Below are 19912 nucleotides of genomic sequence, written 5' to 3' on the forward strand. Positions count from 1 at the left end.
CGGGCTTAACGCCTCACACCCATTCGCGCGGCACGAGAAAATCGCTATAAAGACGCGCTTCCGGCGTGCCCGGTTCGGGCTGCCAGTTGTAGCGCCAGTTCACCACAGGCGGCATCGACATCAGAATCGATTCGGTACGTCCGCCGCTCTGCAGCCCAAACAGTGTGCCACGGTCGAAGACCAGATTGAACTCGACGTAGCGGCCGCGCCGGTATGCCTGAAAGTCCCGCTCGGCTTCGCCGTACGGAATGTTGCGGCGCTTTTCGATGATCGGCATATACGCTTTGAGGAATCCTTCGCCGACGCTTTTCAGCATCGCGAACGATTGATCGAAGCCGGGCGCCGAGAAATCGTCGAAGAAAATCCCGCCAATGCCGCGCGGTTCGTTGCGGTGCTTGAGGAAGAAATACTCGTCGCACCAGCGCTTGAAACTCGGGTAGAGGTCCGCGCCGTAAGGCTGCAGTGCGTCGCGGCACACACGATGGAAATGCTGCGCGTCTTCCTCGTAACCGTAATACGGCGTCAGATCCATGCCGCCGCCGAACCAGAACACCGGCTCTTCGCCGGCCTTGGTCGCGATCAGCAGACGCACGTTCATATGCACGGTCGGGCAGTGCGGATTGTGCGGGTGCAGCACGAGCGAGACGCCCATTGCCTCGAAACCACGTCCGGCCAGTTGCGGGCGCGCGGCGCTCGCCGAACCCGGCAACGCGTCGCCCGCTACGTCCGAAAAGCCGATGCCGGCCCGTTCGAAGAAGTTGCCGCCTTCCAGAATCCGCGTGCAACCGCCGCCGCGCAGCTTTTCGCCGGGAGCGCGCTGCCATGCGTCGGTCGCGAACGGCTTACCGTCGAACGCGCCGAGCGTGTCCGCGATTTGCGTTTGCAGGCCTTGCAGCCAGCTGCGCACGGCCTGTGCGTCATAGCTCGAATCGGTCATGAATGCAGATGCTGAGGGCGGCACGCTCACCGTGCCGCGGGTTCTTCGTGAAGGGCGACGGCCGGGCCTTCGTCAGGGTGGTTCTACTCCTGCGAAGGCGCGGCAGTACGGTCGCTCGCGCCGGGTGAAATGTTAATGAAACCCGGATGAGCCCACCTGAGACGGTGGGCGCTGCAACGGCCGCGAAAACCCGCAGTGTAGCGCCGTTGGCGCTGCACGCGGGCGAGTGGGGCGGGCTTAGTGCTTGCCTTCGGTCTTGACGTCGTGCTTGCGGTTCAATGCACGGTAGCCGATGTCGCGGCGATATTGCATGCCGTCGAACGAGATCTGGTTGATCGTCTCGTACGCGACCGATTGCGCGCTGCGCACCGAATCCGCCAGACCAACCACACACAACACGCGGCCGCCCGAGGTGGTCAGCTTGCCGTCAGTCAACGTGGTGCCGGCGTGGAAGGTGACCGAGTCCGCGGCTTCGGCCGGGATATCGCCGATCCGGTCACCCTTGCGAGGCGTGTCCGGATAGTTGTACGCGGCGAGCACGACACCAAGTGCGGTACGGCGGTCCCATTCGAGTTCGACTGTATCGAGCGTACCGGCGATTGCCTGCTCGACTACCTTCGAAAAGTCGCCTTTCAGACGCGCCATGATCGGCTGCGTCTCCGGGTCGCCCATGCGGCAGTTGAATTCGAGCGTCTTCGGGTTGCCTTGCGCGTCGATCATCAGGCCGGCGTACAGAAAACCGGTGAAGCGGATGCCTTCTTTCTCCATGCCACGCACGGTCGGCTGGATGATTTCGCGCATCACGCGTGCATGCAGTTGCGGCGTGACGATCGGCGCGGGCGAGTAGGCGCCCATGCCACCGGTGTTCGGACCCTGATCGCCGTCGAGCAGACGCTTGTGGTCCTGGCTCGAGGCGAGCGCCAATACATGCTTGCCGTCCACCATTACGATGAAGCTGGCTTCTTCGCCGGCGAGGAATTCCTCGATCACGACACGCGCGCCGGCATCGCCCAGCTTGTTGTCCGACAGCATCATGTCGACCGCGGCGTGCGCTTCTTCCAGCGTTTGCGCAACGACCACGCCCTTGCCGGCGGCGAGGCCGTCGGCCTTGATCACGATCGGCGCGCCCTTCGCGTCCAGATACGCATGCGCGGCGGCGACGTCGGCGAAGGTTTCGTATTCGGCGGTCGGGATCGCGTGGCGCTTCATGAACGCCTTGGCAAAATCTTTCGAGCTTTCGAGCTGCGCGGCTTCCTTGCTCGGTCCGAAAATCTTCAGGCCGCGCGAGCGGAACAGATTGACGATACCGGCGGCGAGCGGCCCTTCCGGTCCGACCAGCGTGAAGGCGATCTGCTCTTTTTCGACGAAATCGGCAAGTTCGGCCGCATCGGTGATGTCGATGTTGCGCAGACGCTCGTCCTGGGCGGTGCCGCCGTTGCCGGGAGCAACGTAGACGAGTTGGACCCGCGGCGATTGCGCGAGCTTCCATGCGAGCGCATGTTCGCGACCGCCGGAACCGACGACGAGTAACTTCATGTGAATCCCCGAGACTTAAAAACCATAAACGGCTGAAGCGGCACGCTCAGCCGTGGAATAACAGCGAGGTTTGCAATGGGCCCGCAGCCAGACAGCGGCGCAGGGCACATAGCGAACCCGGGTGGAGACGGTGCGCAAGGGTCCAAACCAATATCCGACCAACGCCCGTTCAGCAGCAACGCGAGGGCCAACCCAAAGGGCCAGCCGGCGGCGCGGGCGCGTGGTTCGATGCCGATCCACGCGCGAGGCGCCGCCGGGGCACGCTCATTCGTCGGCGATCGCGGCGTTTGTATAGACTTCCTGCACGTCGTCCAGATTTTCCAGCGCGTCGAGCAGCTTCTGCATTTTCACGGCGTCGTCGCCCGTGAATTCGACTTCCGTCTGAGGTTTCATCGTCACCTCGGCCACTTCGGCCTTGAAGCCCGCAGCTTCAAGCGCGGCCTTCACCTTCGGGAAATCGTTCGGCGGGCACAGCACTTCGATACTTCCGTCTTCGTTCGTGACGACGTCGTCAGCGCCGGCTTCGAGCGCGGCTTCCATCAGCTTGTCTTCAGGCGTGCCGGGCGCGAACAGGAACTGGCCGACGTGATCGAACATGAACGACACCGAGCCGTCCGTGCCCATGTTGCCGCCGTTCTTCGAGAACGCGTGACGCACGTCCGCCACCGTACGGGTGCGGTTGTCGGTCATCGTGTCGACGATCACCGCCGCGCCGCCGATGCCGTAGCCTTCGTAGCGGATTTCTTCGTAGTTTGCGCCATCGACACCGCCCACACCGCGCTGGATCGCACGGTTGACGTTATCTTTCGGCATGTTGGCGTCGTACGCCTTTTCGACGGCGAGCCGCAGACGGGGGTTCGAGTCGATGTCACCGCCGCCCATGCGGGCTGCCACCTGAATTTCCTTGATGAGCCGCGTCCAGACCTTGCCGCGCTTGGCGTCTGCCGCTGCCTTCTTATGCTTGATGTTGGCCCATTTCGAATGACCCGCCATACTTTTCTCCATCGCGCGCGCCATTGGGGCGCACGCATAGTGCAATTGTCGTTGCGATGTCGGGCGCGCGGCGCTGCTGATTGCGACCTTGCGCCTCGATGTCAAACCGCTCGGCGCCGGACCGCCCGGTGTCAGGCTTTCCTCAGCTTGATCGCGCCCGGCCAGACCCGGCTAGCGGGACCAAAGGTCGGCAGCGCGGTTGGGGCGGGGCAGGACGGTCAGCGGGCGGCTCAGCGGCGCCCCAGGTGCGCCGGTCCCGGCAGATCCGGCGTGAAGGCGTGATGCACCGCGTGGCAGTGCAAGTCGAGCCGCTCTTTGAGCGGATTCGAATTTTATCACGGCGCGCAGGCGCGGCAGCGGGGGATTGAAGCGAAAGTGGGCGCAGTGTGCCGTGTCCGGCCACGCATGGCATGCCCAGTCTCTCAGGCGGACATCGATTGTACCGGCGTAGTGCGAAACCGGCTGGCGGCGTGTTGCGCGCGCCGCCGCCGGTTTCCTCAGCCGGCTGTCAGTTTTTCGTGCCGAACAGGCGGTCGCCGGCGTCGCCGAGACCCGGCACGATGTACGCGTGCTCGTTCAGGTGCGAATCGAGCGACGCCACATACAGCTTGACGTCCGGATGCGCGTCCTGGAACACCTGCACGCCTTCCGGGGCCGCCACCAGCGCGAGGAACATGATGTTCTCGGCGGCCACGTTGCGGCGCTTGAGCACGTCCACCGCGTGCACGGCCGAATAACCGGTCGCGACCATCGGATCGCACAGAATGAACACACGGTCTTCCAGATCCGGCAGGCGCACCAGATACTCGACCGGGCGATGGTCCTCGGCACGATACACGCCGATGTGGCCCACACGCGCCGACGGCACCAGCTCCAGCAGGCCGTCCGACATGCCGATGCCGGCCCGCAGCACCGGCACGATCGCCAGTTTCTTGCCGGCGATCACCGGCGCGTCGATTTCCACCAGCGGCGTGGTGAGGCGGCGCGTGGTCATCGGCAGGTTGCGGGTGATTTCGTAGCCCATCAGCAGGGTGATCTCGCGCAGCAGTTCGCGGAACGTGCGGGTCGAGGTGTCCCGGTCGCGCATATGCGACAGCTTGTGCTGGATCAACGGGTGATCGAGGATGAAAAGATTGGGAAAACGGCTGTCCTGAGTCATGGCGGGGGCGCAAGCGGCGGCTAAAGGGATCGGTTCGGCGGTCCGCAAGGCCTGAAACGGGCTGGCGGACGCGCCACGGCGCAAGTTTACCGAAAGAGTGGCGCCGGAAGATACCGGAGATTGCAGTGGCCCGGCGCAGTCGGGCACCGATTCTTCTAGAATCGGGGGAGACTTTGCAACGATTGGACAACCGCGGGGCCACCCCCGCGCCACGACTACGTCACGAGGACACACACATGGACATGGGAATCGCAGGACGCACCGCGCTGGTTTGCGCGGCTAGCAAGGGACTGGGGCGCGGCTGCGCGGAAGCGCTGGCAGCCGAAGGCGTCAACCTGACGATCGTCGCCCGTACGGCGGAAACGCTGGAGGCGACCGCCGCCGAGATTCGCAAGCAGAGCGGCGTCGAAGTGAAAACAGTGGCATGCGACATCACTACGCCCGAAGGGCGCGCCGCGGCGCTCGCCGCCTGTCCGCAGCCGGACATTCTGGTCAACAACGCCGGCGGGCCGCCGCCGGGCGATTTTCGCAATTTCACGCACGAAGACTGGATTCGCGCGCTGGAGAGCAACATGCTGACGCCGATCGAGCTAATCCGCGCGACCATCGACGGGATGAGCGAGCGCGGCTATGGGCGCATCGTCAACATCACGAGCTCGGCGGTCAAGGCGCCGATCGACGTGCTTGGCCTGTCCAACGGTGCGCGCTCGGGGCTGACCGGCTTCGTCGCGGGACTTGCACGCAGCAAGGTGGCCGCCACGGGCGTGACGATCAACAACCTGTTGCCGGGGCTGTTCGACACCGACCGCATCGCCACCACCTTCGCGGCGCAAGCCAAGGCGCAAAACATTTCCGTCGACGATGCGCGCGCGCAGCGCATGAAGACGATCCCCGCCGGCCGTTTCGGCAATCGCGATGAATTCGGCCGCGCCTGTGCGTTCCTGTGCAGCGTGCATGCCGGCTACATCACCGGCCAGAACTGGCTGGTCGACGGCGGCGCTTACCCCGGTACGTTCTGAGCGGGCACGTGTCGAAGCACCGGCATCATCATCACTACAACAACGACAATCACAGCGGTTTCAGGAGTCTTACGTCATGACCACCCGCATTGCGCTGATCGCGCACGATCACAAGAAAGACGACATCGTCAAACTGGCCGGTGAATACGTCGACACGCTCAGGCGCTGCGAGATTGTCGCGACCGGCACGACTGGCACGCGCATCGGCGACACGCATGGCCTCACGGTCGAGCGCATGTTGTCAGGCCCGCATGGCGGCGACCTGCAGATCGGCGCGCAACTCGCGGAAGGGCGGGTGGACATGGTGATTTTCCTGCGCGACCCGATGACGTCGCAGCCGCACGAACCGGACATCAACGCGCTGGTGCGCGCCTGCGACGTTCACAACATCCCGTGCGCCACCAACATTTCGACCGCGCGAATGATTCTCGACGTGCTGACCTTGCGTCTCACGCAGCAGATCTAGAGCAACGCCGTGGTGCTTTACGATCGAACGAAACCACCCACCAGGGAGACATGATGGTCAAAGCAATCCGATTCGACAAAACCGGCGGCCCGGAGGTGATGAAATGGGTCGACGTCGATGTGGGCGAGCCGGGTGCGGGCGAGATCCGCATCAAACAGAACGCGGTTGGGCTGAACTATATCGACGTGTATTTCCGCACGGGCTTGTACCCGCTGCCGTTGCCGGGTGGCATCGGTATGGAGGCGGCGGGTGAAGTCACCGCGGTCGGCGCGGGTGTGACCGCTTTCAAAGTGGGCGATCGCGTGGCATACGTGGCGCGTCCGCCTGGGGCATACATCCAGGAGCGTGTGTTGCCGGCGGCCCAGGTGATCAAGGTGCCGGACGCGCTGAGCGACGAGCAGGCGGCCTCCGTCATGCTGCAAGGGCTGACCGCGCAGTACCTGCTGCGCCGTACCTATCCCGTGAAGGCCGGCGAGACGATTCTGATTCAGGCCGCAGCCGGCGGCGTCGGTCTGCTGGCTTGCCAATGGGCGAAGGCGCTCGGCGCAACGGTGATCGGCACGGTTGGCTCAGACGAGAAAGCCGAAATCGCCAAAGCCCACGGCTGCGACCATCCGATCGTTTATACGCGCGAAAACTTCACCAGGCGCGTGCGCGAGATCACCAATGGCGCGGGTGTGCCGGTGGTGTACGACTCGATCGGTAAAGACACGTTTACGGGCTCGCTCGACTGCCTCGCTCCGCTCGGCATGTTCGTGAGCTTCGGCAATGCGTCGGGACCGTTGCCGCCGATCGATTCGTCGGAGTTCGCCGGACGCGGTTCGCTGTTCTTCACGCGCCCCACACTCTTTACCTATATCGCCAAACGCAGCGACTACGAGGCGATGTCCTCGGAGTTGTTCGACGTGCTGGTGTCGGGCAAGGTGAAGACGAGCATCAATCAGCGCTACGCGTTGGCGGATGTGGGCAGGGCTCACGCCGATCTCGAAGGACGCCGCACCACGGGCTCGACGATTCTGCTGCCGTAAGCGCGTCAATGCCTGGGCGCGTGGCCACATCGCCACGCGGGAGCAGGCAGCACCCGGCAGGCAGCGCCCGGCAAGTCGCCGGCGCGCTGCCTGCTGCCATCAAGGCGCAATAGCGACGCCATAAAAATTCCGCGCCGCACCGCACCGCAGCCCGCGCGAGCGTTGCCTTTCCCTGCAAAGCCAGGCCTCATGGGCCTCAGACCGTTCCATGCCCAGTGGAGCGGCCTGTTTTGTTTACGCGCTTTTTATACCGCCCCTGCCATCTTTGACCAGGCCTTTACGCGGATCGGCATAACGTTCTACCCATCCAAAGTCCGCTAATGGAGAACACAAATGGATGTGCTGTACGTCGGGGGGATGGTGCTGTTTGCAGCGCTGACCTTTGCTTTGATTGCCGGTTGCGAGAAGTTGATGCAGTTCCGGCGCGGCCAGGGAGCACGCTCATGACCTGGATTCTGTGGCTATCAGGCGCTGCTACTGCGCTGCTGTTCGCTTACCTCGTCTATGCGCTGCTGCGCGCGGAGGACATTGAATGAACTCCAACAATGTCCTGCAAACGGTCATTTTTCTGGTCGTGCTGCTCGCGGCCGCAGTGCCCGTTGCCGGCTATCTGACGCGCGTGATGGACGGCACCTCTCGCGTGGTCCGCTTCGGCGGTCCGCTCGAGCGTGTGCTGTACCGTATCGCGGGAGTCGACTCGTCGACGGAAATGAGCTGGAAGCATTACGCCATCGCCACGGTCGCGTTCAACGTGCTCGGCGTGCTGGTCCTGTACCTCCTGTTGCGTGTTCAAGGCTGGCTGCCGGGCAACCCGCAAGCCTTCGGTCCGATGTCGGTGGACGGTGCCTTCAATACGGCTGTCAGCTTCGTCACCAACACCAACTGGCAGGACTACACGCCTGAGCAGACCGCTGGCTATCTGACGCAGATGCTTGGCCTGACGGTGCAGAACTTCCTGTCCGCCTCCACCGGCATCGTCGTGGTGATCGCGCTGATCCGCGGTTTCGCACGTCATACGGCGAAGACCATCGGTAACTTCTGGGTCGACATCACGCGGGTGACGCTGTACGTGCTGCTGCCGATGTCGGTGATCGTCGCTGGTTTGCTGATGAGCCAGGGCGTGATCCAGAACTTCAAGGCGTATCAGGACGTGCCGACCCTGCAGACCACCACCTATGCCGCACCGAAGCTCGATGCGCAAGGCAACCCGGTGAAGGATGCGAAGGGTAACGCAGTGACGGTCGACACCAAGGTGACGACCCAGACCATCGCAATGGGCCCGGTGGCGTCGCAGGAAGCGATCAAGATGCTCGGCACCAACGGTGGTGGCTTCTTCAACGCGAACTCGGCACACCCGTACGAAAACCCGACGCCGTTCAGCAACTTCCTGCAGATCTTTTCGATGCTGATCATCCCGGCGGCGCTGGCCCTGGTGTTCGGCCGGATGATCTCGGACCGCAAGCAGGGTATTGCTGTCCTTGCCGTGATGACGATCGCATTCGCTGCTTGCGTGGTGGGTGAAATCAGCGCGGAGCAGGCCGGCAACCCGACCCTGACCTCGCTGAACGTCGACCAGTCCGCCAATGCGTTGCAGTCGGGCGGCAACATGGAAGGCAAGGAAACGCGCTTCGGTATCGCGCAGTCGGGCATCTTCACCGTCGCCACGACGGCGGCATCGTGCGGTGCAATCGACAACACGCACGACTCGCTGACCCCGCTCGGCGGCCTCTACCCGATGCTGCTGATCCAGTTGGGCGAAGTGATCTTCGGCGGCGTGGGCTCCGGTATGTACGGGATGCTCGTGTTCGCCATGCTCGCGGTGTTCGTCGCAGGCCTGATGATCGGTCGCACGCCTGAATATGTCGGCAAGAAGATTGAAGCGTACGAGATGAAGATGGTGTCGATCGTCGTGCTGCTCACGCCGCTGCTGGTGCTCGTGGGTACCTCGATCGCGGTGCTGAGCGATGCGGGCAAGGCGGGTATCGCCAACCCCGGTGCACACGGCTTCTCGGAAATTCTCTACGCGTTCAGCTCGGCTGCGAACAACAACGGTAGCGCGTTTGCTGGCCTGACGGTGAGCACGCCGTTCTACAACTGGTTGACCGCGATCGCGATGTGGTTTGGCCGCTTCGGCTCGCTGATTCCGGTGCTGGCGATTGCCGGCTCGCTGGCGGCGAAGAAACGCCTGGCTGTCACCGGCGGCACGCTGCCTACGCATGGTCCGCTGTTCGTGGTGTTGCTGCTTGGCACCGTGCTGCTCGTCGGCGCACTGACTTATGTGCCTGCGCTCGCTCTCGGCCCCGGCGTCGAGCATCTGATGATGATCGCCGGCCATTGATGCCTGGCAACTGAGACGGGCGATTCGGGAAAAACGAGGATTCAATGACTGAACATAATGCAACGCGGTCCATGTTCGATCCGGCGCTAGTGCGTCCGGCGATCGTGGACTCATTCAAGAAACTCACGCCACGCACGCAGTTCCGTAACCCGGTGATGTTCTGCGTGTACGTCGGCAGCATCCTGACGACGATCCTCTGGATCGCCGCGCTGGGCGGCCAGGCCGAAGCGCCTGCGGGGTTCATCCTCGCGGTTACGCTGTGGCTGTGGTTCACGGTGCTGTTCGCCAACTTCGCAGAAGCGCTTGCTGAAGGCCGCTCCAAAGCCCAAGCCGCGTCGCTGCGCAGTGCGAAGAAAGACGTGATGGCCAAGAAGCTCAACGAGCCGCATCCGAAGTCGCCGATTCGCATTCTGACGGCGTCCGATCTGCGTAAAGGCGACGTGGTGCTGGTCGAAACCGGCGACGTGATTCCGGCCGACGGCGAAGTGATCGACGGTGTCGCGTCGGTCGACGAATCGGCGATTACCGGCGAATCCGCACCGGTGATCCGCGAGTCGGGCGGCGACTTTACGTCGGTGACGGGCGGCACGCGCGTGCTGTCGGACTGGATCGTCGTGCGCGTCACGGCCAATCCGGGCGAAGCCTTCCTCGACCGCATGATTGCGATGGTCGAAGGCGCGAAGCGTCAAAAGACGCCGAACGAAATCGCGTTGACGATTCTGCTGGTCGCGCTGACGATCGTGATGCTGCTCGCAACCGCCACGCTGCTGCCGTTCTCGATGTTCTCCGTCGAAGCCGTCAAGGCTGGCCATGTGGTGAGCATCACCGCGCTCGTAGCACTGCTGGTGTGTCTGATTCCGACCACGATCGGCGGCCTGCTGTCCGCCATTGGTGTGGCCGGTATGAGCCGCATGATGCAAGCCAACGTGATTGCAACGTCAGGCCGTGCTGTGGAGGCTGCAGGTGACGTCGACGTGCTGCTGCTCGACAAGACCGGCACGATCACGCTCGGTAACCGTCAGGCTTCGACCTTTGTGCCGGCGCCGGGCGTGACCGAAGAAATGCTCGCCGATGCGGCGCAACTGTCGTCGCTGTCGGACGAAACGCCGGAGGGCCGCAGTATCGTCGTGCTCGCCAAGCAGCGCTTCAACATCCGCGCTCGCGACATGGCGTCGCTGCATGCAGTCTTTCTCGCCTTCACCGCGCAAACGCGGATGAGCGGTGTGGACCTGTCCCCCACGGGGACTTCCTCCGGGGCGCTGGGCCGCGAGATCCGCAAAGGCGCAGCCGATGCCGTCAAGAACTACGTCGAAGCGAACGGCGGCCGTTATCCGACTGAAGTGAGCAACGCCGTGGCTGAAGTGGCGCGTCGCGGCAGCACACCGCTGGTGGTGGCCGAGAAGGGCGAGCATGGCGCACGCGTGCTCGGCGTGATCGAACTGAAGGACATCGTCAAGGGCGGCATCAAGGAGCGTTTCGCCGAACTGCGCAAGATGGGTATCAAGACCATCATGGTGACCGGCGACAACCGTCTGACGGCAGCCGCGATTGCAGCCGAAGCAGGCGTGGACGACTTCCTCGCGGAAGCCACGCCGGAGGCCAAGCTGTCGACGATCCGCGCGCACCAGGCCGAAGGCAAGCTGGTGGCGATGACCGGTGACGGTACCAACGACGCTCCGGCGCTGGCGCAAGCCGACGTCGCAGTGGCGATGAATACCGGCACGCAGGCAGCGAAAGAAGCCGGCAACATGGTCGACCTCGATTCGAACCCGACCAAGCTGATCGAGATCGTCGAGATCGGCAAGCAGATGCTGATGACGCGCGGCTCGCTGACGACGTTCTCGATTGCCAACGACGTCTCCAAGTACTTCGCCATTATCCCGGCAGCGTTTGCGAGCACCTATCCGGCACTGAACAGGCTGAACGTGATGCATCTGGCCACCCCGGCCTCGGCGATCATGTCGGCGGTGATCTTCAACGCACTGATCATCGTGCTGCTGATTCCGCTGGCGCTGAAGGGCGTGAAGTACCGGCCGCTCGGCGCCGCGATCCTGCTGCGCCGCAATCTGCTGGTGTATGGCCTCGGCGGGATCATCGTGCCGTTTATCGGCATCAAGCTGATCGACATGGTACTGGCCGCGCTCGGCTGGGTTTAACAGGCTGTGTCCGGCGGCGTTGGCTGCCGGACGCGTCTAAAAGGATTGCCAATCATGAAACTTTTTCGTCCGCTTATCGTGATCTTTGTCGTACTGTCGGCGATCACGGGACTCGCTTATCCGGCTGTGATGACCGCCATCGGCCAGGCCGCGTTCCACGATCAGGTCAACGGCAGCATGATCGAACAGAACGGCAAGGTGGTCGGCTCGAAGCTGATCGGCCAGCAGTTCGATGCGCCGCAGTACTTCTGGGGCCGTCTGTCGGCCATCAGCCCGAAACCGTACGACCCAACGAGCTCGGGTGGCTCGAACCTCGGGCCGACCAACCCGGCGTTGTCGGATGAAATCAAAGGCCGCCTCGACGCGTTGAAGGCGGCGGGTACCGACATGTCGAAGCCGGTGCCGATCGACCTCGTGACGTCTTCGGGTAGTGGCCTCGATCCGGAAATCAGCCCGGCTGCGGCGGCTTACCAGATCGACCGTGTCGCGAAGGCGCGCAAGATGTCGCCGAACGACGTGCAGGCGCTGGTTGACCGCTACACTAGCGGCCGCCAGTTCGGCGTGCTCGGTGAAGCACGCGTCAACGTGCTGCAGTTGAATCTCGCACTCGACGCTGCGCATCAAGGCTAAGCGGGTGGGGCTGACAAAGACGGCGCCCGGTGTGGCGCCGTCTTGGCCTTTTGTGGCGCGGCGTCCCGGCGGCTGGCGCTCCGGCGGCCGGCGTTTGCGGTGAAGCGGCTACCGTGCCACCATCTACCTGATGCAGCCCCGTGGACCCACACAGGCTGTCATCGAACAGACCCATAAACAGAAAGCATGAACCGACCCGATCCTGACGAATTGCTCGACAAGCTGCAACGGGACGAAGAAAAGCGTCAGCGGGGCCGGCTGAAGATTTTTTTCGGCGCGTCGGCGGGCGTCGGCAAGACCTATGCGATGTTGCAGGCCGCCCGGCGCCGTGCCGATGAGGGCGCGGACGTGGTGGTCGGCATCGCCGAAACGCATGGCCGCAGCGAGACCGCTGCGCTGCTAGAAGGCCTCGACGTGCTGCCGCTCGCGTTTATCGAGTATCGCGGCCGCAAGCTTGGCGAGTTCGATCTCGACGCCGCGCTCGCCCGCAAGCCGCAGTTGATTCTCGTCGACGAACTCGCGCATTCGAATGTGCAGGGCGCGCGGCATCTGAAGCGCTGGCAGGACGTCTACGAACTGCTCGACGCGGGCATCGACGTCTACACCACGGTCAATGTCCAACACCTCGAAAGCCTGAACGACGTGGTCGGCCAGATCACCGGCATTCGCGTCTGGGAGACGGTCCCCGACCGCGTGTTCGATCGCGCCGACGAAGTCACGCTGGTCGATCTGCCCGCCGAAGAACTGCTCGACCGGATGCGCGACGGCAAGGTGTATTTGCCGCAGCAGGCCGAGCGTGCGGTGCGCAACTTCTTTCGCAAGGGCAACCTGATCGCGTTGCGCGAGCTGGCATTGCGCCGCACCGCGGACCGTGTCGATGCGCAGATGCGGGAATATCGCGCCGATCGGTCGATCCAGCGGATCTGGCAGGCACGTGAGCGCTTGCTGGTGTGCGTCGGCCCCGGCCCGGAAGCACCGATGCTGGTGCGCGCGGCGGCACGTCTCGCCGCCAGCCTGAAGGCCGACTGGATTGCCGTCTATGTGGAAACGCCCGCGCTGCAGCGCTTGCCCGATGCGCGCCGCGAACGCACGCTGAATGCCTTGAAGCTCGCCGCCGAACTCGGCGCCGAAACCGCGACACTGGCAGGCACCGATGCGGTCGCCGCGCTGATCGGCTACGCGCAGGCTCGCAACGTCTCGAAGCTGGTGGCCGGCGCCTCGGCCCGCACCGGTTTCAGGCGCTGGCTGCGCCGGCCGCTCGGTGAGCGCATCGCCGAACGCGCGGGCGATCTCGATCTCACGCTGATTCGCGCGTCGTCGGAACGCGATGGCGGCGAGCATCGCCACTTGCTGAATACCACGGCGAATGCTTGGCGCGAGGCGTTGAGCGCGGCGCGCGAACGCCGTTCGCCGCCGCGCGCCTACGGTTTCGCGTTGGCGATTTGCGCGGCCATTACGTTGCTGTCGAGCCAACTGATCGACCATATCGATCTGACCAACCTCGTCATGCTGTACCTGCTCGGCGTGATCTTCACGGCGGTGAAGCTCGGGCGCGGGCCGGGTGTCGTGCTGTCGTTCATGAGCGTGGCGGCATTCGATTTCTTTTTCGTGCCGCCGCGCATGTCGTTGTCGGTGTCCGATACGCAGTATCTGCTGACCTTCTTCGGCATGCTGCTGACGTCGCTCGTCATCAGCCATCTCACGTCGAGCTTGCGCCGCGAGGCGAGTGTTGCGCGGCGTCGGGAGCAACGCACCGGCGCGATGTATGCAATGGCGCGTGAACTGGCGGCAGCGCTCACCATGGAGCAGATCGTCGGCATCGGCAGCCGGCATGTGAGCGAAGTGTTCGGCGCGCGCGTCGCGATTCTGCTGCCGGACAGTGCCGATCAGGTGAAGCAGAAGATCGAGGACCCCGACGCGACGATCACGCTCGAAGGCGAGATGCTCGATATCGACGTCGGCCAATGGGTCTACGATCAGCAGAAGCCCGCTGGGCAAGGCACCGATACGCTGCCGGCCGCCGCCGCGCTGTATCTGCCGCTGAAAGCGCCGATGCGCACCCGTGGCGTGCTCGCGGTTGTGATGCGCGACGAGCGCGAGCTCGATGTGCCCGAGCAGCAGCGCATGCTTGACGCGTTCGCCGCGCAAATCGCACTGGCCCTTGAGCGGGTGCACTACGTCGACATCGCACGCGATGCGCTTGTCAATATGGAATCCGAGCGCTTGCGCAATTCGCTTCTCTCGGCGATTTCGCACGACCTGCGTACGCCGTTGACGACGATCGTCGGCTTTTCGTCGATGCTGGCGCAATCGCGCGGGGCGCATCCCGGTGCGCAGCCCGGCGACGATCTCGTCGAAGCGATTCACGAAGAAGCACTACGCATGACGGGCATCGTCACCAATCTGCTCGACATGGCGCGCTTGCAAGCCGGCAGCCTGCAATTGAATCAGCAGTGGACGCTCCTCGAAGAAACGGTGGGTGCCGCGTTGCGGGCCTGCAAGCGTGTGCTGGCGAATCATCCGGTACAGGTGAAGCTGCCTGCGGATTTGCCGCTGCTGCATCTCGATGCGGTGCTGATGGAGCGGCTCTTCTCGAACCTGTTCGAGAACGCAGCCAAATACACCCCGCCGGACACGTCCTTGACGATTGGCGCGCAACGTCTCGACGCGGACGGCAAGTCGTTCGTACGCGTCGCCGTCGACGATAACGGACCGGGTCTGCCGGCCGGCATGGAAGCGCGTGTGTTCGAGAAATTCACGCGCGGCGAGAAAGAGTCGGCCAAGCCGGGCATCGGCCTCGGGCTCGCGATCTGCCGCGCAATCGTGGAAGCGCACGGCGGTACAATCGGCGCGCTCAATCGGATGTCCGCGGACGGCCGTGTCGAAGGCGCGCGCTTCTGGTTCACGCTGCCGGTGGAAACGCCGCCCGAAGCGCCGGATGCGCTGGAAGACGAAGGCGCCGATGCCTTGCCGGACCACGATTTAACTCTTAACCCGCGTTCCAAGCCTAGCCATGAGTGACCCGAGCATCACAGTCGTCCTGATTGAAGACGAAAAGCAGATTCGCCGCTTCGTGCGAACCGCGCTGGAAGGTGAGGGCATCGTCGTGCACGACGCCGAGACCGGCAAGCAAGGTCTCGTCGAAGCCGCGACGCGCAAACCCGATCTCGTCATCGTCGATCTCGGCCTGCCCGACACCGACGGTCTCGACGTGATTCGCGAGCTGCGTGGCTGGAGCGAGTTGCCGGTCATCGTGCTGTCGGCGCGCACCCAGGAAACCGAGAAAGTCGCCGCGCTCGATGCTGGTGCGGACGATTACCTCACCAAGCCGTTCGGCGTTTCGGAACTGCTGGCGCGGATCCGCGCGCATATGCGGCGCCGCAATCAGGGCGGCGCGAATGAATCGCCACTGGTTCGCTTCGGCGCGGTGACGGTCGATCTGGCCTTGCGTCAGGTGAGCCGCGACGGCGCCGCCGTCCATCTCACGCCGATCGAGTATCGCCTGCTTGCGACACTGGTCCGCCACGCCGGCCGCGTGCTGACGCACCGGCAATTGCTGCGCGACGTGTGGGGGCCGTCGCATGTCGAGAGCCACCATTATCTGCGTATTTATATGGCGCATCTGCGCGGGAAACTGGAGCGCGACCCGGCGCAACCGGAGCATATCGTCACGGAAACGGGCGTGGGATACCGGCTGGTGGGCGCGGTTTAAGCCTGCCCGAGGCGTCCGCCACGCTCTTGCGCGCCTTTGCGGCTTGTCGCCGCAGCAGGGCGGCGAGCTATTTTGATATAATTACAGTTCGTAAGGACGGCCTTGCGCACTGCTACAAACGGGGACGGCCCCATCTGACCATGGAGCTGTCTCATGTCCTGGATTCTTCTGCTGATTGCCGGTTTGCTCGAAGTCGCATGGGCGGCCGGTCTCAAAACCTCCGAAGGTTTCACCCGGCTCTGGCCCTCCGTATTCACGGTGGTGACAGCGCTCGGCAGCTTTGTCCTGCTCGCGATGGCAATGCGCCAGTTGCCGCTCGGCACGGCCTACGCCGTGTGGACGGGGATCGGCGCGGTCGGCGCGTTCATCTTCGGCATCGTCATGATGGGCGAGGCGCTGACGGCCGCGCGGGTGGCGAGCGCGGCGCTGATCGTGATCGGCTTGATCGGGTTGAAGCTGTCGTCGGGGCATTGAGCCCCTGTTGTCCAGCCGGATTATCGTGTCCGCGTGCGCGCGAACCGGCCGCTAACGACTGGCCATTCGAGCCTGCCATTTGTTCGCCGCTCTGCGTTCTGCGAATTAACGTGGCTATAATGAGACTGAATCCAACCTGAAATTGTCCGCGGCCCATTTGGCGCGGCCGGCTTGGCGCGGGTCTGACGACTTCGGTGCGGCGGTTCCCTTTCCTTTGCCCGTCGAAGCGCCCGGCACGCACAGCGCGCCTGGAGGCGGCCATGCTTGAATCACTTTCGCTCGCTGCGGGCCTTTCATGGGGCAGCGGTCTGCGCCTCTATCTGACAGTCCTGCTGGCCGGCGTGTTCGCACGTCTTGGCTTCATCCATCTCCCCGATACGCTGTCCGCCCTGTCGTCGCCGTGGGTCATCGGCGTCGCCGGCGTGCTGACGGTCACTGAATTTCTCGCCGACAAAATCCCCGCGTTCGATTCCTTGTGGGACGCGGTCCATACCTTTATCCGGATTCCCGCCGGCGCGGTACTCGCGGCCGGCGCGCTCGGCCATGCCGATCCCGCGCTGCTGACGGTCGCGGCGCTCGCGGGCGGCACGCTGGCGGGCACCGCGCATCTGGCGAAAGCGGGCACGCGCGCGCTGATCAATCTGTCGCCGGAACCGGTGTCGAATGTCGTGACCTCGACCGCGGAAGACGGTCTCGTGTTCGGCGGCATGCTGCTCGCGCTGTTCGTGCCGCTTCTGTTCCTGGTATTGATGGTGGGCTTCCTGGTGCTGGCCGGCTGGGCGTTGCCGCGGCTGTGGCGCGGCGTGCAGGGCGGTTTTCGCGGGATGGCGACGCACATGGTGTCGCGGTTTGCCAGGAGTCGGCACGATTGAGCGATACGGTAAGGGGTGCTGCGGTGCGGGCGGCCTCACGGCCAACGCGCCGGCTGGGCGGCGCGGACGTGCTGCGCCAGGCTATTCGCATGACGGCGCGCGACTGGCGCGCGGGCGAACTGACGATGCTGCTGCTGGCGCTGGTGCTGGCCGTCGCGGCGTTGTCGAGTGTCGGCTTTCTGGCTGACCGCTTGCATCAGGGGCTCGAGCGGGATGCGCGGCGCATGATCGCGGCCGATTTCATCGTCCGGGCCGATCATCCGGTCGATCCGCAGTTCGCGCAGCAAGCGAGCGCGCTCGGTCTGAATACCGCCAGCACGGCGATCTTCCCCAGCATGGTCAATTCGGCCGGCGCACAGCCGGTCTCGCGGCTGGCCGCCGTCAAGGCGGTGTCGCCGGGTTATCCGTTGCGCGGCGCGTTGCGGATCGCTGCGGCGCCGGGTGCGGCGGACCATCCTACCCAATCGATTCCGGCGCCGGGTACGGTATGGGTCGATCAGGCACTGCTCGAGGCATTGAAGCTGCATGTCGGCGACACCGTGAAGGTCGGGTCTCGCAGCTTCACGATCGGCGCGGTGATTACCCGCGAACTCGACCGTGGTTTCTCGTTCGTCAATTTTTCGCCGCGTTTGATGCTGCGTGCCGACGATGTCCAATCGACTGGCCTCATCACCTTCGGCAGCCGCGTGACCTATCGGTTGCTGGTGGCGGGCTCCGATGCATCCGTGGCGCGCTTTGCGCAGTTCGCGCATGACAAGGTCGACGGCGGCAAGATGCGCGGCGTCGCGCTCGAATCGTTGCAGGAAGGCCAGCCGCAAGTGCGTCAGACGCTCGACCGCGCGGGTCACTTCCTCACACTCGTCTCGCTGCTCACCGCGTTGCTCGCGGCGGTGGCGATCGCGATGGCCGCGCATCGGTATATGCGCCGGCATCTGGACGGCTGCGCGGCGATGCGCTGTCTCGGCGTCAGCCAGGCCACGCTGCGTGCGCTGTTCACGCTTGAATTCGTCGGGCTGGGTTTGATCGGCGGCGCGCTTGGCGTGGCGCTCGGTTACCTGGGGCATCTGGCGCTGCTGACGTGGCTCGGCAGTCTGATCGACGTCGCTTTGCCGTACCCGACCGCGTGGCCGGCGCTCGAAGGTATCGCGGCCGGTCTCGTCCTGTTGCTCGGCTTCGCGCTGCCGCCGCTGTTGCCGCTGACGCGCGTGCCGCCGGTACGCGTGCTGCGTCGCGAATGGGGCGAAGCGGGACGCACCGCGTGGGCCGCCTATGCGCTCGGCATCGTGTTGTTCGCCGCGCTCCTGATCGTCGCAGCGGGCGAGCTGAAGCTCGGCGGCATCGTCGCGGGCGGCTTTGCCGGCGGACTGCTGGTGTTCGCGTGCATCGCGCGGCTGGCGTTGTGGGGCGCGTCGCGCGTCGTGCGCAGCGAGCGCGTGAATGCGGGAATCGGCTGGCGTTACGCGCTGGCGTCGCTGGAGCGGCGCGGCGGCGCGAGCGCGTTGCAGATCACCGCGCTCGGCATCGGTCTGATGTGCCTGTTGCTGATCGCGATGACGCGTAACGACCTCGTGGCCGGCTGGCGCAAATCGACGCCGCCCGATGCGCCGAACGAATTCATCATCGACATCCAGCCCGACCAGCGCGACGCCGTCACGCAGTATCTGAGCACGCACGGTGTGCCCGGCACGGTGCTCGCGCCGATGGTGCGCGGCCGGCTGCTTGCGATCAACGGCAAGCCGGTCAATCCGGATTCGTTCAAGGGCGACGATGCCAAACGACTCGTCGATCGCGAATTCAACCTGTCCTACACGACCGAGCTGCCCGACGACAACCGTCTCTCCGCGGGCACATGGTATGGCGACACGAAGACGCCGCAGATTTCGATCGAGCAGGGGCTCGCGAAGCTGATCAACGTGAAACCCGGCGATACGCTGCGCTTCGACGTGACGGGTTTGCAGATCGACGCGCCGGTGACGAGTGTGCGCAAGCTCGACTGGGGCTCGTTCAAGGTCAACTTTTTCGTGCTGATGCCGCCGGCCGCCTTGCAGGATTTCCCGGCGACGTTCATCACCAGTTTCCATTTGCCGCCGGAAAGACAGTCGACCATCGACGGGCTGATCGCCGCCTATCCGAACCTCACGGCCATCGACACCGGGCCGATTCTGGCGCAGGTGCAGCGTGTCTTGCAGCAGGTAATCGGCGCGGTGCAGTTCCTGTTCGCGTTCACGCTCGCGGCCGGCGTATTGGTGCTCTACGCGGCGCTTGCCGGCACGCGCGATGAGCGCATGCGAGAATCCGCGCTGCTGCGCGCGCTGGGCGCGTCGCATCGCCAGGTGCGGGCAGTGCAGATCGCCGAGTTTGTAGCGGTGGGCGCGCTGGCGGGTTTGATGGCCGCGATCGGCGCGCAAGTGATCGGCTGGGTGCTGGCGACGCACGTGTTCGAGTTTTATCTGACCTTCGATCCGTGGCTGTTGCCCGCGGGTATCGCAGCCGGGATCGCCTGCGCGGGCGTGGGCGGTTGGCTCAGCTTGCGGCATGTGCTGACGCGGCCCGCGTTGCAATCGCTGCGGGACGCATGATTTTTCTCTTTTG

General features: G+C 64.4%; 17 protein-coding genes. 13 read left to right on the top strand and 4 right to left on the bottom strand.

The annotated features are described in order from the left end of the window. Positions 1-13: 13 nt before the first annotated feature. The 4 genes from hemF to upp all read right to left on the bottom strand — a co-directional run bounded on the left by hemF (position 14) and on the right by upp (position 4625). A complete protein-coding gene (gene hemF, locus P3T22_RS29350) occupies positions 14-937 on the bottom strand; it encodes an oxygen-dependent coproporphyrinogen oxidase (RefSeq protein WP_063495255.1) in 924 nt (307 codons plus the stop codon). A 237-nt stretch (positions 938-1174) separates the two neighbouring features. Continuing rightward, positions 1175-2473 carry a phosphoribosylamine--glycine ligase gene (gene purD / locus P3T22_RS29355; RefSeq protein ID WP_063495256.1) on the bottom strand — a complete coding sequence of 433 codons (1299 nt, stop codon included), beginning with the start codon at positions 2471-2473 and terminating at the stop codon, positions 1175-1177. A 264-nt stretch (positions 2474-2737) separates the two neighbouring features. Continuing rightward, on the bottom strand, positions 2738-3466 hold the full coding sequence (locus P3T22_RS29360) for a YebC/PmpR family DNA-binding transcriptional regulator (RefSeq protein WP_063495257.1): 729 nt from the start codon (positions 3464-3466) through the stop codon (positions 2738-2740). Positions 3467-3974: 508 nt separating this feature from the next. Continuing rightward, entirely contained in the window at positions 3975-4625 is a 651-nt protein-coding gene (gene upp, locus P3T22_RS29365; RefSeq protein WP_063495258.1) for a uracil phosphoribosyltransferase, read from the bottom strand. Positions 4626-4861: 236 nt separating this feature from the next. Here upp and P3T22_RS29370 point away from each other — a divergent pair, with 236 nt between their 5' ends. From P3T22_RS29370 to P3T22_RS29430, 13 genes are all read left to right on the top strand, one after another. Continuing rightward, entirely contained in the window at positions 4862-5644 is a 783-nt protein-coding gene (locus P3T22_RS29370; RefSeq protein ID WP_063495259.1) for an SDR family oxidoreductase, read from the top strand. 76 nt (positions 5645-5720) lie between these two features. Next, entirely contained in the window at positions 5721-6110 is a 390-nt protein-coding gene (locus P3T22_RS29375; protein WP_429326863.1) for a methylglyoxal synthase, read from the top strand. Between the two features lie 53 nt (positions 6111-6163). Continuing rightward, complete coding sequence (locus tag P3T22_RS29380) at positions 6164-7138, top strand: quinone oxidoreductase family protein (protein ID WP_429326864.1); 975 nt, start codon at positions 6164-6166, stop codon at positions 7136-7138. A gap of 333 nt (positions 7139-7471) precedes the next feature. Then, the gene (locus tag P3T22_RS29385) at positions 7472-7585 is read left to right on the top strand and encodes a hypothetical protein (protein WP_063495261.1); all 114 of its coding nucleotides are present in this window, start codon (positions 7472-7474) and stop codon (positions 7583-7585) included. Continuing rightward, entirely contained in the window at positions 7582-7674 is a 93-nt protein-coding gene (kdpF, locus tag P3T22_RS29390; RefSeq protein ID WP_063495262.1) for a K(+)-transporting ATPase subunit F, read from the top strand. The genes P3T22_RS29385 and kdpF overlap by 4 nt, the downstream gene beginning before the upstream one ends. Next, entirely contained in the window at positions 7671-9476 is a 1806-nt protein-coding gene (gene kdpA, locus P3T22_RS29395; RefSeq protein WP_429326865.1) for a potassium-transporting ATPase subunit KdpA, read from the top strand. Before kdpF ends, kdpA begins: the two co-directional genes overlap by 4 nt. 44 nt (positions 9477-9520) lie before the next feature. Then, a complete protein-coding gene (gene kdpB / locus P3T22_RS29400) occupies positions 9521-11632 on the top strand; it encodes a potassium-transporting ATPase subunit KdpB (protein ID WP_063495264.1) in 2112 nt (703 codons plus the stop codon). 51 nt (positions 11633-11683) lie between these two features. Beyond that, complete coding sequence (gene kdpC / locus P3T22_RS29405) at positions 11684-12262, top strand: potassium-transporting ATPase subunit KdpC (protein WP_148662223.1); 579 nt, start codon at positions 11684-11686, stop codon at positions 12260-12262. 186 nt (positions 12263-12448) lie between these two features. After that, entirely contained in the window at positions 12449-15283 is a 2835-nt protein-coding gene (locus P3T22_RS29410) for a DUF4118 domain-containing protein (RefSeq protein WP_429326866.1), read from the top strand. Beyond that, positions 15276-15974, top strand: a complete 699-nt coding sequence (gene kdpE / locus P3T22_RS29415; RefSeq protein ID WP_120298170.1) for a two-component system response regulator KdpE — start codon at positions 15276-15278, stop codon at positions 15972-15974. Before P3T22_RS29410 ends, kdpE begins: the two co-directional genes overlap by 8 nt. 153 nt (positions 15975-16127) lie before the next feature. Beyond that, positions 16128-16448, top strand: coding sequence for a quaternary ammonium compound efflux SMR transporter SugE (sugE, locus tag P3T22_RS29420; RefSeq protein WP_063495268.1), 321 nt, complete (start codon positions 16128-16130; stop codon positions 16446-16448). Between the two features lie 260 nt (positions 16449-16708). Beyond that, positions 16709-17320 (top strand): DUF4126 domain-containing protein, encoded by a 612-nt coding sequence (locus tag P3T22_RS29425; RefSeq protein ID WP_429326867.1) that lies wholly within the window; start codon positions 16709-16711, stop codon positions 17318-17320. Further along, complete coding sequence (locus tag P3T22_RS29430; RefSeq protein WP_429326868.1) at positions 17317-19899, top strand: ABC transporter permease; 2583 nt, start codon at positions 17317-17319, stop codon at positions 19897-19899. Before P3T22_RS29425 ends, P3T22_RS29430 begins: the two co-directional genes overlap by 4 nt. Positions 19900-19912: the final 13 nt, after the last annotated feature.

The sequence above is a fragment of the Paraburkholderia sp. GAS348 genome (genome assembly GCF_050434205.1).
Taxonomy (GTDB): Bacteria; Pseudomonadota; Gammaproteobacteria; order Burkholderiales; family Burkholderiaceae; genus Paraburkholderia.

Excerpts from the sequence above, each read along its gene's own strand:
- hemF (WP_063495255.1), bottom strand. The coding sequence starts at position 937 with ATGACCGATTCGAGCTATGACGCACAGGCCGTGCGCAGCTGGCTGCAA.
- purD (WP_063495256.1), bottom strand. The coding sequence starts at position 2,473 with ATGAAGTTACTCGTCGTCGGTTCCGGCGGTCGCGAACATGCGCTCGCA.
- P3T22_RS29360 (WP_063495257.1), bottom strand. The coding sequence starts at position 3,466 with ATGGCGGGTCATTCGAAATGGGCCAACATCAAGCATAAGAAGGCAGCG.
- upp (WP_063495258.1), bottom strand. The coding sequence starts at position 4,625 with ATGACTCAGGACAGCCGTTTTCCCAATCTTTTCATCCTCGATCACCCG.
- P3T22_RS29370 (WP_063495259.1), top strand. The coding sequence starts at position 4,862 with ATGGACATGGGAATCGCAGGACGCACCGCGCTGGTTTGCGCGGCTAGC.
- P3T22_RS29375 (WP_429326863.1), top strand. The coding sequence starts at position 5,721 with ATGACCACCCGCATTGCGCTGATCGCGCACGATCACAAGAAAGACGAC.
- P3T22_RS29380 (WP_429326864.1), top strand. The coding sequence starts at position 6,164 with ATGGTCAAAGCAATCCGATTCGACAAAACCGGCGGCCCGGAGGTGATG.
- P3T22_RS29385 (WP_063495261.1), top strand. The coding sequence starts at position 7,472 with ATGGATGTGCTGTACGTCGGGGGGATGGTGCTGTTTGCAGCGCTGACC.
- kdpF (WP_063495262.1), top strand. The coding sequence starts at position 7,582 with ATGACCTGGATTCTGTGGCTATCAGGCGCTGCTACTGCGCTGCTGTTC.
- kdpA (WP_429326865.1), top strand. The coding sequence starts at position 7,671 with ATGAACTCCAACAATGTCCTGCAAACGGTCATTTTTCTGGTCGTGCTG.
- kdpB (WP_063495264.1), top strand. The coding sequence starts at position 9,521 with ATGACTGAACATAATGCAACGCGGTCCATGTTCGATCCGGCGCTAGTG.
- P3T22_RS29410 (WP_429326866.1), top strand. The coding sequence starts at position 12,449 with ATGAACCGACCCGATCCTGACGAATTGCTCGACAAGCTGCAACGGGAC.
- kdpE (WP_120298170.1), top strand. The coding sequence starts at position 15,276 with ATGAGTGACCCGAGCATCACAGTCGTCCTGATTGAAGACGAAAAGCAG.
- sugE (WP_063495268.1), top strand. The coding sequence starts at position 16,128 with ATGTCCTGGATTCTTCTGCTGATTGCCGGTTTGCTCGAAGTCGCATGG.
- P3T22_RS29425 (WP_429326867.1), top strand. The coding sequence starts at position 16,709 with ATGCTTGAATCACTTTCGCTCGCTGCGGGCCTTTCATGGGGCAGCGGT.